This is a genomic window from Pseudomonas sp. LB3P31, from assembly GCF_054897945.1.
Genome location: NZ_CM142710.1, coordinates 1070079 through 1081954, shown reverse-complemented (window position 1 = coordinate 1081954; position 11876 = coordinate 1070079). Strand labels below are relative to the sequence as shown.

At 60.2% G+C, this 11876-nt stretch carries 9 protein-coding genes and 2 pseudogenes; 5 read left to right on the top strand and 6 right to left on the bottom strand.

The features are described from left to right. The first annotated feature begins 19 nt into the window (after nucleotides 1-19). Both ACYZTK_RS04805 and ACYZTK_RS04800 read left to right on the top strand, forming a co-directional pair. The gene (locus ACYZTK_RS04805; RefSeq protein WP_462013391.1) at nucleotides 20-1510 is read left to right on the top strand and encodes an ATP-binding protein; all 1491 of its coding nucleotides are present in this window, start codon (nucleotides 20-22) and stop codon (nucleotides 1508-1510) included. Beyond that, complete coding sequence (locus ACYZTK_RS04800) at nucleotides 1479-2906, top strand: sigma-54-dependent transcriptional regulator (RefSeq protein WP_462013390.1); 1428 nt, start codon at nucleotides 1479-1481, stop codon at nucleotides 2904-2906. Before ACYZTK_RS04805 ends, ACYZTK_RS04800 begins: the two co-directional genes overlap by 32 nt. A 5-nt stretch (nucleotides 2907-2911) precedes the next feature. Here the strand turns inward: ACYZTK_RS04800 and ACYZTK_RS04795 are convergent, their stop codons facing one another. After that, the gene (locus tag ACYZTK_RS04795) at nucleotides 2912-3289 is read right to left on the bottom strand and encodes a hypothetical protein (protein WP_462013389.1); all 378 of its coding nucleotides are present in this window, start codon (nucleotides 3287-3289) and stop codon (nucleotides 2912-2914) included. A 254-nt stretch (nucleotides 3290-3543) separates the two neighbouring features. Here ACYZTK_RS04795 and ACYZTK_RS04790 point away from each other — a divergent pair, with 254 nt between their 5' ends. Together ACYZTK_RS04790 and ACYZTK_RS04785 are read left to right on the top strand one after the other, a co-directional pair. Then, on the top strand, nucleotides 3544-4350 hold the full coding sequence (locus ACYZTK_RS04790; RefSeq protein ID WP_462013388.1) for a class I SAM-dependent methyltransferase: 807 nt from the start codon (nucleotides 3544-3546) through the stop codon (nucleotides 4348-4350). Between the two features lie 59 nt (nucleotides 4351-4409). Next, nucleotides 4410-4793 carry a c-type cytochrome gene (locus ACYZTK_RS04785; RefSeq protein WP_462013387.1) on the top strand — a complete coding sequence of 128 codons (384 nt, stop codon included), beginning with the start codon at nucleotides 4410-4412 and terminating at the stop codon, nucleotides 4791-4793. Nucleotides 4794-4932: 139 nt separating this feature from the next. Here the strand turns inward: ACYZTK_RS04785 and ACYZTK_RS04780 are convergent. From ACYZTK_RS04780 to ACYZTK_RS04770, 3 genes and pseudogenes are all read right to left on the bottom strand, one after another. After that, nucleotides 4933-5214 (bottom strand): annotated as a pseudogene (locus tag ACYZTK_RS04780) (hypothetical protein); the annotation flags it as partial. Between the two features lie 122 nt (nucleotides 5215-5336). Further along, nucleotides 5337-5858, bottom strand: coding sequence for a chorismate mutase (locus ACYZTK_RS04775; RefSeq protein ID WP_462013386.1), 522 nt, complete (start codon nucleotides 5856-5858; stop codon nucleotides 5337-5339). 206 nt (nucleotides 5859-6064) lie between these two features. Then, nucleotides 6065-6307 (bottom strand): annotated as a pseudogene (locus tag ACYZTK_RS04770) (phage infection protein); the annotation flags it as partial. A gap of 252 nt (nucleotides 6308-6559) precedes the next feature. Between ACYZTK_RS04770 and ACYZTK_RS04765 the strand changes: the two are divergent. Next, the gene (locus ACYZTK_RS04765; protein WP_462013385.1) at nucleotides 6560-7906 is read left to right on the top strand and encodes an MATE family efflux transporter; all 1347 of its coding nucleotides are present in this window, start codon (nucleotides 6560-6562) and stop codon (nucleotides 7904-7906) included. Between the two features lie 134 nt (nucleotides 7907-8040). On the opposite strand, the gene ACYZTK_RS04760 is transcribed toward ACYZTK_RS04765, so the two are convergent. Further along, nucleotides 8041-10326, bottom strand: coding sequence for an Orn/Lys/Arg family decarboxylase (locus tag ACYZTK_RS04760; RefSeq protein WP_462013384.1), 2286 nt, complete (start codon nucleotides 10324-10326; stop codon nucleotides 8041-8043). Continuing rightward, nucleotides 10323-11732: a putrescine-ornithine antiporter gene (gene potE, locus ACYZTK_RS04755; protein WP_462013383.1), complete on the bottom strand. Its 1410-nt coding sequence runs from the start codon at nucleotides 11730-11732 to the stop codon at nucleotides 10323-10325. Before potE ends, ACYZTK_RS04760 begins: the two co-directional genes overlap by 4 nt. Nucleotides 11733-11876 lie beyond the last annotated feature (144 nt).

Sequence of the window (11876 nt, the reverse complement as noted above, 5' to 3'; positions counted from 1 at the left end):
AAAAAACCGGGATCAGCTCATGCAGACACCAGAACAATCAAAAGTATCTGCGCCACCAGGGGCAGCAGTGCGTGAGGGCTGGCCCGGACGGTTCAATCTGCTGCGTTGGTTTTCCGTGGGCAGCTTCGTCATCATCGCCGCCGTGGCCTTGGGCCTGGGCTACATTTCCACGCGTTTTGTGGTTGAGGAGAGTATCGAACGTGACTCCATGCTGACCGCGCAATTTGTCCAGGCCATCGGCGAGGCCGAGATCCGCCACGCCTCGATTAATCCGAACCGGACCATGGGCGAAATGCTCGACCCTCGGGACGACAACGCCTATCCCGACGTCGTTGCGGCGACTCGCGCCTCGGCGCGCACTGAATTTCTCGATCACGTGGAGCACCTGCCGGACATTCTGCTGGCCACCGTGTATGCCCTGGATCGCACAGTGGTGTGGTCGACCAACCCCGAGTTGATCGGCGTGCGCATCAAAGACGACGATGAGCTCGACGAGTCGTTCGAGATGAAGGAGGCGGTGTCCACCAGCTACCACGAGGTCGATGACGAGCGGCCTGAGCAGCGCCTGCTGCGGGAACCGGATTACCTGTTCATCGAGAACTACATCCCGATGTTCAATGCCGACAGGAGCAAGGTCATTGCCATGGTGGAAATCTACAAGGAGCCCGTGGACCTGGTTGCGCGCATCCAGCGCGGTTTCAAGTTGATCTGGCTGGCCACTGCCCTGGGTGGGGCGGCCATCTACCTGGGTTTGTTCTGGATCGTGCGCCGCGCCGCGAGCCTGTTGGAAAGCCAGCAAAAACAATTGATCTCCAATGAAACGTTCGTCGCTCTCGGGGAAATGTCCTCGGCGGTGGCGCACAGCCTGCGCAATCCCCTGGCGAACATTCGCTCCAGTGCCGAACTGGCCCAGGAAATCGCCAGCCAGGGCGCGCAGAAAAACATCGGCGACATCATCAGCCAGGTCGATCGCATGTCGCGCTGGGTCCGGGAATTGCTGGTGTCTTTGCGCCCGGCCAACGACGACTCCGAGGCGGTGGACCTGCTGCTCGCCATCGAAGACACGCTGAGTGCCTTTGAGCCACTGATCCAGCGTTCGAACGTCGAGGTGCGCTTCACTCCACGATCGGTCGAACCGGTCGTCAGCCAGCGGGTGCTGCTCACACAAATTCTCAATAGCCTGTTCGCCAATGCTTTGGAAGCCATGCCCAAGGGCGGCGTGTTGACGATCGACGTCGATTCGTCGCAGCCCGGGCAGTTGAGCCTGACGTTGGGCGACACCGGCAAGGGCATGAACGTCCAGCAGCAGCAAATGGTCTTCAAGCCGTTTTTCACCACCAAACAAGGCGGGTTGGGCGTGGGCCTGGCTTTGGTCAAAAGAATAATGGAGCGTTTCGCAGGCTCGGTCGAACTGACCAGTCGTGAGCAGGAAGGAACCCGCGTATGTCTCAACTTCAAAGTGGCAACGGGAGGGGAATATGGAGCACAGCATACTGCTGGTCGAGGATGACGAACTTCTCGCCGAGAATATTCAGACCTACCTGGAGCGCAAGGACTTCGAGGTAACGGTCTGCCACTCGGCGGAAGATGCACTGGAGCAATTGCGCACGTTCGCACCTGATGTGGTACTGACCGACAACTCGTTGCCGGGCATGAGCGGCCACGACCTGATCCAGAAGCTGCGCATCAGCGCGCCGGATCTGAAAGTGATCATGATGACCGGCTACGGCAATGTCGAAGACGCCGTGGTGGCGATGAAAGAGGGCGCGTTCCACTACGTCACCAAACCGGTGGCCCTGCCAGAGCTCAAGCTGCTGCTGGACAAGGCCCTGGCCACGGACCGGATGGAACGTACGCTGTCGTTTTACCAGGAGCGCGAGGCGCAGAAATCTGGCGTGCAGGCGCTGATCGGCGACTCGGCCCCCATGCAATACCTCAAGGGCACCATCGCCCAGTTGCTCGACGCCGAGCGGCGCATGGCCAACACCGATCTGCCGCCGGTGCTGGTGGAAGGTGAGACCGGCACCGGCAAGGAACTGGTGGCACGGGCCCTGCATTTCGACGGGCCGCGCAGCAAAGGCCCGTTCATTGAATTCAACTGCGCTTCGATTCCGTCGAACCTGGTGGAGTCGGAGCTGTTCGGTCATGAGAAGGGCGCGTTCACCGATGCCAAGGACCGTCGGGTCGGGCTGGTCGAAGCGGCGGACGGCGGCACCCTGTTTCTCGATGAAGTGGGCGAGATGGACTTGTTGCTGCAGGCCAAGCTGCTCAAGCTGCTGGAAGACCGGACCATCCGACGGGTCGGTTCGGTGAAGGAGCGCAAGGTCGACCTGCGGGTGATCAGCGCCACCAACTGCAACCTCGAACAGATGGTCCAGCAAGGCAAGTTCCGTCGCGATCTGTTCTTCCGCTTGCGCATCATCTCGATCAAGGTGCCGCGCCTGTATGCCCGCGGCGAAGACATCCTGCTGCTGGCCAGGCACTTCCTCGCCGCCCACGGCAAGCGCTATGGCAAACCGCACCTGCACTTCAGCGATCAGGCCGAAGAACTGCTGCTGAGCTACAGCTGGCCGGGCAACGTGCGCGAGCTGCGCAACATGCTTGAACAAACCGTGCTGCTGGCCCAGAGCGACACCATCGCCGCCCATCAGCTCAACGTGTGCCTGAGCCTGGTGGACGATCCGCCGATCATCCAGGAACCGCAGCACCACGAGCCGCGCCCGGTGTACAGCGGCGGCGAGTCGATGAACCTGCCGGAGGTCGAGCGCGACATGGTGCGCAAGATGCTCGACAAGACCGACTGGAACGTCACCAAGTCCGCACGCCTGCTGGGCTTGAGCCGCGACATGTTGCGCTACCGCATCGAAAAGCTCGGCCTGTCACGCCCGGACAAACGCCAGTGGTAACCCGGTTACAACGCCGGGCCCTGGCGGCTCAGGCAGGCAAGCAGGCACGTCGGGTCGAGAACTTCCTCGTTGACGTACACCCCGCGCTCCGGGTCATAGGAGCGAATGAACACCCGCACGCTGGCGTCCGCAATGGTCGGCAAGCGTGAGTCGGAAAACTCGTGCTGGGTGGCGATCGGGATAAAATCCTGCGGCGAAGTCGAGATATACGCCCCGGGCGGCACGGTGCTGATCGATGGCGGCGAGGGGTGGGCGAAGGGCTGATCCGCCCCGTAGTAATCGAACTCGCTGTTATAGGTTTGCGTCTGCATTGGACTGTCATCGGCCTGGGCGCCGTTGGCGGCGAGCAGGCATACACTGAGCATCAGCATGATTTTTTTCATGGCATCACCCGGTTTTCGGCGTTTCCCCAAGGTCATTAACTATAGACCCTGCGCTCGATACACACGTTCAACTGCCTTGCACAGCCCTGTAACTGTGGGAGTGAGCCTGCTCGCGATGACGCCAGTACAGTCGCCCCAAATCCAAAATGTCCACAGCACCCACTTACAACTACCCGACAATCCCCCAATAGAATTCCCCGAAACCCTCACCTAAACTCCCCCGGCCAATCAAGACCCGCCTCCTGGAGCCTGCAATGGAAATGCCGACCAAAGAAAACGCCATCGCCAGCAACCGCGAGGCCTGGAACGCCTCCGCCCGTCATCATCGTGACAACCCCGAATGGCCCATACTGCTAAAAGCTGTCGAACACAGCGACTTCAGCTGCATCGACGACACCCTGCGCAGTCTGCTGGAGCAAGTCGGCGTCGCGGACAAAGACCTCGTGCAAGTGGGCTGCAACAACGGCCGTGAAAGCCTCTCGCTGTTCGCTCTGGGCGCCCGCAGCGTGGTGGGCATCGACCAATCCGCAGCGTTCCTCGAGCAAGCGCGGGAACTGGCCGCACGCTCACCCCATGCCGCGCACTTCATCGAAGCCGACATCCATCACCTGCCAAGCGAACTGCACAACCGCTTCGACGTGGCGCTGATCACCATCGGCGTACTGAACTGGATGCCGGACATCGGCGAATTCTTCCGTCATGTGGCCAACATTCTCAAACCCGGTGGCGCGCTGGTGATCTACGAGACCCACCCGTTCCTGGAAATGTTCGACCCCGAGGCCAGCGATCCCTACAGCTTGCAAAGCGCCTACTTTCGCCGCGAGCCGTTCGTGCAAACCCAGCCGATCGTCTATGAAGGCAAAGTCGAGCAGCAGTCGGCGGCGTCGTACTGGTTCGTGCATACCCTGGGTGACATCTTCACCGGCGCCCTCGAAGCGGGGCTGGCGGTCAGCCATTTCAAGGAATACCCGCACTCTAATCGCGAAGAGCTCTACGATCGTTATGAACGGCAGCAGGCGCAGTTGCCGTTGTGCTTTACCTGGGTGGCGGTGAAAAGCTGATTGGGAACCCGTATCCTGTGGCGGCAGGCGCAACAGCGTCTGCCTGATCAGGAGTGAAAATGCACACCAGCGCTGGACTCACGGTTGCCTTGTTGTTGACACTGTCCGCTGCACCGGCCAATGCCGCCGGGGATGCAGAGGCAGGGCAGAAACTGTTCAGCCGCATCTGCGGCGGCTGCCATCAGGTCGGTGAGTCCGCCCGGGCGTCTTTTGGCCCGCAGCTCAATCACATCTTCGGACGGATGTCCGGCACCACCACGGACTATCAGTATTCCGATGCGATGAAATCAGCCGGCATCGTCTGGACCACGCAAACGCTCACCGCGTACCTGGAAGCACCGAAAAAGGTGGTCCCGGGAACCCGGATGATTTTCTGGGGCCTCAGCGATCCCGAGAAAGTCAACAACGTGTTGGCGTACCTGCAGACCTTCCAGAACATGTGACTTGCGATATTCCCTGTAGGAGCTGCCGAAGGCTGCGATCTTGGCAATATTCCCCGCGCTCCAAAAACGCCAGGCATAAAAAAACCCGGCTGCTGAGGCCGGGCTTTTCGTCGAAGATTATTCGTTAAAGCTGCAATCATGCGTTGCGGCTCTCGATCAGACGATCAGAACCACCTTCGGCAACACGGCGTTCCAGCAGACGGTCCGAACCACCTTCGGCGACGCGGCGTTCCAGCAGACGATCAGAACCACCTTCAGCGACACGGCGTTCCAGCAAACGATCCGAACCGCCCTCAGCCACTCGACTTTCAATCAGACGATCCGAGCCGCCTTCAGCGACAACCGGGTGAATCGAAGTAGCGGCAAAAGCGTTAACTGCAAAAACCGAGAAAGCGATGCTGAGGAAGATTTGGCGTTTCATGATGGTGTGCTCCGGGGTGCCTATTGGTTGGTATGGAGCTGATGTTACGCCGAGGATTTTTTATGAGAACTTCATTGAGTTGATGGTGACTATCGACGCCAGCAATGGATGCCGACCACCCATCACTGCGTAGTGATACACAATTCACCGGTGGCCCGGATCAGGCCCTGGCCATGCAAAGTGTCCTTGATCAGCCCGGAGCGCACGGTCTCCAGCCACAGCGGACAGTTCGGATCCGCACGATAGCGCACGAACGCAGCATATTCGGTGAGCAGGCGGCTCTGCAGCTCATCCAGCCGCGGCCGTACCTGCGTGGTCAGGTCCGGCCGTGGCGTATCAGGCGCCTTGCCAGACGCTTGCCAATGGGCGAGTAACCCGTATTGCACCAGCTTGCTGGCTTCAATCTGCGCGGCAATCAACTCGGCGACATCATCCGGATCGAGCTTGCGCTCAAGCGCCTGTTTCCGCGCGTTGGCAATCACCTGCGCCTCCCGCGCACTGTCCTGCGTCGGCTGGCGCGTATCCCACTTGCTCAGCGCCACCTGATCGGCAATGTTCAATCGCTCATTCATCGTCACCAGCAACGGGCGCAAACTGTCAGGCGCCGGGGAGGGCACAGCCGCCTGCGCGCCAAACGAGAACATACCCACAACGACAACAGACGACAGCTTTGACAGTGACGGGCAGAAGCGCATTGGCAAAAACCTCATGGGCAGGGTGTTTACTACTCAGTGATTATGTAACACAGGTGCGCCAGAGGTGATAAGCAGCAATTGGGTGGTTCACCCACAAAAAAGCCCGGCTGCAGAGGCCGGGCTTTCTGTAAATACTGATCCAGAGCGGTTTATCATGCTGCGCGGTACTTGATCAATTGGTCAGAACCACCTTCAGCCACTCGACGCTCCAGCAAACGATCCGAACCACCTTCAGCTACACGACGCTCCAGCAGACGATCCGAGCCACCTTCAGCCACACGACTTTCAATCAGACGATCCGAACCGCCTTCAGCGACGACCGGGTGAGTCGAAGTAGCGGCAAAAGCGTTAACTGCAAAAACCGAGAATGCGATGCTGAGAAGGACTTGGCGTTTCATGAGGGTGTGCTCCGGGGTGTTATTGGTTGGTATGGATGCGATGTTACGCCCCAGGGTTTTTAAGAGAACTTCATTGAGTTGATGGTGACTATCGACGGCAGCGATGACCCCGCCGTATGCTTCGAAACCGACTACCTTTCGCCATAGCCCTTCATTTCACCAAAACACTGTAGGAGCTGCGGAGCGTAGCGAGGCTGCGATCTTTTGATCTCGCTTCCCATACCCACCCCCCAAGAGACGGACCTCCTTTTCATGCCAACCCAGCCCCTCTGGAAAACCTATCTGCTGTTTCTTGCGCCCATGGTGCTGTCGAATTTCCTGCAATCGATGTCGGGCACCATCAACAGCATCTACATCGGTCAGATGCTCGGGACCCAGGCGCTGGCTGCGGTATCCGGGATGTTCCCGATCGTGTTCTTTTTCATCGCCCTGGTGATCGGTCTCGGTGCCGGGGCAGGGGTGCTGATCGGCCAGGCGTGGGGCGCGCGCGAGGCGCATATGGTCAAGGCCATCGCCGGTACCACGTTGTTGCTGGGGGCGATTATCGGTCTGACCGCTGCGGTGCTCGGCAGCGTGTTTGCCAGAGCTGCCTTGCAAGGCTTGGGCACGCCGGCCGATGTGCTGGATGATGCCGTCGCCTATGCCCACGTGATGATGTGGATCATGCCGTCGCTGCTGGTGTACGTGCTGTTTACCCAATTGCTGCGCGGGGTCAGCGATACGATGTCGCCGCTGGTGGCGCTGCTGGTGTCGACCTGCATCGGCCTGGCGCTGACGCCGGTATTGATTCGCGGCTGGCTGGGGTTTCCACCCATGGGTATTCAAAGCGCGGCTTATGCCGGGTTGGCGGGCAACCTGGCGGCGATGGCCTGGCTGGCGTGGCGGTTGATTGCCAGGGAACATCCGCTGGCGCCGGACCGCGAGATGTTTGCGGCGATGCGGCTGGACCGGGTGATCCTCGGCAAAGTATTGCGCATCGGCTTGCCTACCGGTTTGCAGATGGTGGTGCTGTCGCTGTCGGAGCTGGTGATCCTGGCGCTGGTCAATCAGCACGGGTCCCAGGCAACGGCGGCGTATGGCGCGGTGACGCAGATTGTTAATTACGTGCAATTTCCAGCGCTGTCGATCGCGATCACCGCATCGATTCTCGGCGCCCAGGCGATCGGCGCCGGGCGCCTGGAACGCATGGGGCCGATCCTGCGCACGGGTCTGTGGATCAACGTGTGCCTGACCGGTGGCCTGGTGCTCCTGGGTTACCTGTTGTCGCACTGGTTGCTGGGGCTGTTTCTCACGGACGACTCGACCCGGGCGATGGCCGAACACCTGCTGCACATCATGCTCTGGAGCCTGTTGATCTTCGGCTTCCAGGCAATCATCGGCGGCATCATGCGCGCCAGCGGCACGGTGCTGGTGCCCATGGCGATTTCGATCGTCTGCGTGCTGTTGGTGCAGTTGCCGGTGGCGTATGTGCTGGATGCGCAGTTTGGCCTGCAAGGGGTATGGATGGCGTTTCCGGTGGCGTACCTGGGGATGCTGGCGTTGCAGACGGCGTACTACAGGTTTGTGTGGCTGCATCGCCGGATTGAGCGGTTGGTTTAAGAGGGGAGTTACTGTCGGCCTTGGGATGGCCTGGCGCAAATCTGGAGGAGCCGGCTTGCTGGCGATTGCGATGGTGGATGTACCGCCGCCATCGCGAGCAAGCTCGGCTCCTACAGGTTTACAGGGGAACTACCTCACTTCAATACCAGCAAGCGCGAAACACCGTCTTCGGTTTCAATCCCGTGGGTGTCATGGGTGAAGCCCGGGAAGGATTTGTCGAAGCTCTGCAACGCCTTCAGATACGCCAGCAACGGCCCATCCGCGGGTCCTGCGTTTTCGCCCGGCATCAGCAGCGGAATGCCCGGTGGATACGGCACGATCCCGGTCGCGACAATGCGCCCGGCGGCCTCTTCCAGGGTCACCAGCTCGACCTCGTTTTTCACCAGTTTTTCATAGGCTTCCACCGGGCTGAACTCGGCTTGCGGCAGCATGCCGAAGGCCTGGGCCATGGTGGAAGTGGTCTTGTTCTCCTTCATCGCTGCGAAGATATCGGTGGCGAGGTCCTTGAGGCCCATCCCGGCGTAGCGCTGCTGGTTGGCGGCAACCAGGTCCGGCAAACACAACTCCAGCTCGACGTTGTCGTCATAGTCGCGCTTGAAGTCGAGCAGGGCGTTGACCAGCGTGCCCCATTTGCCTTTGGTGATGCCGATGGAGAACAGGAACAGGATGGTGAAGTCGGTGGTTTTCTCCACCACGATGCCTTGGCGACCGAGGTAGGCCGTGAGCACGCAGGCGGGAATGCCGAAGTCCAGCAGGTTGCCGTCGTCGCCCATGCCCGGGCTCAGGACCGAGACCTTGATCGGGTCGAGCATGCAGTAGCCGTCTTCGATGTCGCCGAAACCGTGCCATACCTCGTTCGGGTGCAGGACCCAACAGTTTGGCTCGGATTTCAACAGCACCGGGTCGACTTCATGGAACGGCACCGCAGCCGCGCCCACTTGCACGGTGGGTGGCTGCCAGCAAGTGAAGAACCACTGGTCATTGCTCGCCATCTCGTGGTGCATGCGCGAAATGACCTGGCGGAAGCTGATCGCTTCTTCGATCGATTCGGTGGTGAGGATCTGCCCGCTGGGCGCTTCCATCATCGCCGAGCTGACGTCGCATGAAGCCATGATCGCGTAGTTCGGCGAGGTCGAGGCGTGCATCATGTACGATTCGTTGAAGCGCGCATGGGGGATCGGATTACGACCGTTACGCACATGAATCATCGACGCCTGGGACAGCGCGGCCAACAGTTTGTGGGTTGATTGCGTGGCAAATACGGTCGGCCGTGATTCGTCGTGATCCTCCGGCGCGCCATGCATGGCGAAGCGGTCCCGGTACAGCGGGTTGAACCGCGCATAGCCGTACCAGGCCTCGTCGAAATGCAGGCGGTCGACACTTTCCCCGAGCAATTTTTCCACCCGGGTAACGTTGTAGGTCAGGCCGTCGTAGGTGGAGTTGGTGACGATGGCGTGGACCGGGGTCGGATCGATGCCTTCCTTGACCAGCGGGTTGTTGGCAATAGCGGCCTTGACGCCCTCGGCGCTCAGGGTCTGCGGCAGGATCGGGCCGATGATGCCGTAGCGGTTGCGGGTCGGCACCAAATACGTCGGAATGGCGCCGGACAACGTCATCGCATGTTCAGCCGACTTGTGGCAATTGCGGTCGCACAGGGCAATCTGATCGCGCGTGACGCTGGCCATCAGGATGACGCGGTTGGACATCGAGGAACCGTTGGTCACGTAGTAGGTGCGGTGCGCGCCAAACACCTTGGCCGCGTAGCGCTCGCCCTGGCCGATCGGGCCGCTGTGATCGAGCAGCGAACCGAGTTCGCCGACCGAAATCGACAGGTCGGAGCGCAGCAGGTTTTCGCCGAAAAATTCGTAGAACGCACGGCCCGCCGTGCTTTTCAGGAACGCGGTACCACCGGCATGGCCCGGGGTGTGCCACGAGTATTCATAGGAACGTGAGAATTTCACCAGCGCGCCGAACATCGGCGGCAGTGCGGCCTGACGGTAGCGCTCGATGGCCGCCAGGATGCGCCCGCTGAGGAAACGGCTGGTGTCTTCCGGCAGCCAGATGAAGTCATCGGCATGCTGCATCACCACCAGCGGAATGTTCGACGCGGTGCTGCGGTCGCTGATCAGGAACACCGGTACGCGGGTGTTGCGCTCGCGCAGGGTGGTCAGCAGCTTGATGCATTCCTGATGGCCTTCGCTTTCGTCCATTTCCCAGCTGAGCAACACGCACTGGATGGCCGAGTCCGAGCGCAGGATCGACGTCGCGTCGCTCAGGCTCTCCGACATCAACACGCTGATGGAGCGGTGTTCCACATCGTGGATCAGTTGATCCAGGGCACGCCCGAAGACGGTACGTTTGTCCGGGGGAGTGCCCACGACCAGCGCGAGCATTCCCAGCGAGTGTTTATAATCCGTCATGATCTAACCTCCACAGGTACAGCATTCAAATGATTCACCGGCACCGGTTCGCCCGTAATGTGCTGGGCGCTGACCGTTTGTGTCGGCACGCTATTGTTGCGCGCTTCGAGGGCGATGAGGCGGTTGTTGACGAAGCTGAACAGGGTGTAGCCGAATATCGTCGCCACGCCGCCGAGCATCAGTGCCTGCTCGCCGGAACTGTACAGCGCCAGGTAGCTGTAGGCCGTGGCGACCCCAGCGATGATGTTGGTAACCAGCGCCTTGCCTGCCGGTACGTTGGAAACCTTCTGGATCGTCATCAAGGCCGCCATGGACAGGATGTACGGGATCAGGTTGGTAACCACCGCCAGGTTGACCAGGATGTCGAACTGCTTGCTCAGGTCCGGACTGATGGTGAGGAACCCGATCGCCGTCTGAATCGCCAGCAGGATCAACATGCCGATAATCGGCGTGCCGGCCTTGGTGGCCTTGGCGAAGATCGGCAGGAAGTAACCGGTGTCAGCCGAGCTCTTGAACACCTGGGCAATGGTGAACTGCCAGCCCAGCAACGAGCCGATGCAAGCCAGGATCATCGCCGCCATCACGATGTCACCGACCATCGGGTTGAACATCTTGGCGAACACCAAACCGAACGGCGCGGTGGAGGAGGCCAGTTCCGGGTTGCCGACGATGCCGGCGATCACGTTGGTCGAGACGATGTAGATCACCGCCGCGCCCAGAGTGCCGCCGAGTACGGCGATCGGTACGTTTTTCTCCGGATTTTCCACCGCGTCGGTGTTGGCGCACGCCGATTCAAGGCCCAGGAAGGCCCACAGGGTGATCGCCACGGAGGCGCCCGCTGCTTCCAGATAGCCCATGTTGTGCGGGTTCCATCCCGCAGCGTAGACGCTGCTGTCGAACCAGAACCAGCCGACGGTGGACACCAGTACTACGGGCGCGATTACGCCCCAGACGGTGATCGCCCCGATCCTGCCGGTGATTCGCGCGCCGCCGAAGTTGGCAAAGGTAGTGATCCACAGCAATGCGATGGTCGCCAGGCCTACTTGCAGCGAGTCGAGTTTGACGTCGAACAGCGTCTGTATGTAGCCGACGGCCGTGATACTGATCGCCACGTTGGCAATCAGCAGCGAGACGCCGTAGGTGTAGTTGGTCAGGTAGTTGCCGGCCTTGCCGAAGGTGTATTCAGCGTAGCCGCCCATGCCGCCCGTCTTGCGACTGAGCATCCCGCAGCGCGCGAAGGCATACGCCAGCGCCAGGGAACCGGTGGCTGTGATCAGCCAGGAGAGGATTGAGATACCGCCGACTTCGGCGAGTTTGGTTGGCAACAATACGATGCCGGAGCCCAGCATGTTGACGGCCGTCAACATCGTCAGTTGCCCCACCGTCATTTTTTTTGCGACTGACATTCCGTTGCCTCACTTTAGAACATTGGGAGTGTTAGCTATAGCTAACATTTTGAATGTAGCAAGAAATGTCTTGGGTGTATCAAGAATTATTCCCATGTACAGGTAAGGCATTTTACTGGCCCCGAAAGCTGCAACATTTGATCA

Bases quoted from the DNA above. Each gene is read 5' to 3' on its own strand.
- ACYZTK_RS04765 (WP_462013385.1), top strand. From the start codon at position 6,560: ATGCCAACCCAGCCCCTCTGGAAAACCTATCTGCTGTTTCTTGCGCCC.
- ACYZTK_RS04775 (WP_462013386.1), bottom strand. From the start codon at position 5,858: ATGTTCTCGTTTGGCGCGCAGGCGGCTGTGCCCTCCCCGGCGCCTGAC.
- ACYZTK_RS04795 (WP_462013389.1), bottom strand. From the start codon at position 3,289: ATGAAAAAAATCATGCTGATGCTCAGTGTATGCCTGCTCGCCGCCAAC.
- ACYZTK_RS04800 (WP_462013390.1), top strand. From the start codon at position 1,479: ATGGAGCACAGCATACTGCTGGTCGAGGATGACGAACTTCTCGCCGAG.
- ACYZTK_RS04790 (WP_462013388.1), top strand. From the start codon at position 3,544: ATGGAAATGCCGACCAAAGAAAACGCCATCGCCAGCAACCGCGAGGCC.
- ACYZTK_RS04785 (WP_462013387.1), top strand. From the start codon at position 4,410: ATGCACACCAGCGCTGGACTCACGGTTGCCTTGTTGTTGACACTGTCC.
- potE (WP_462013383.1), bottom strand. From the start codon at position 11,732: ATGTCAGTCGCAAAAAAAATGACGGTGGGGCAACTGACGATGTTGACG.
- ACYZTK_RS04805 (WP_462013391.1), top strand. From the start codon at position 20: ATGCAGACACCAGAACAATCAAAAGTATCTGCGCCACCAGGGGCAGCA.
- ACYZTK_RS04760 (WP_462013384.1), bottom strand. From the start codon at position 10,326: ATGACGGATTATAAACACTCGCTGGGAATGCTCGCGCTGGTCGTGGGC.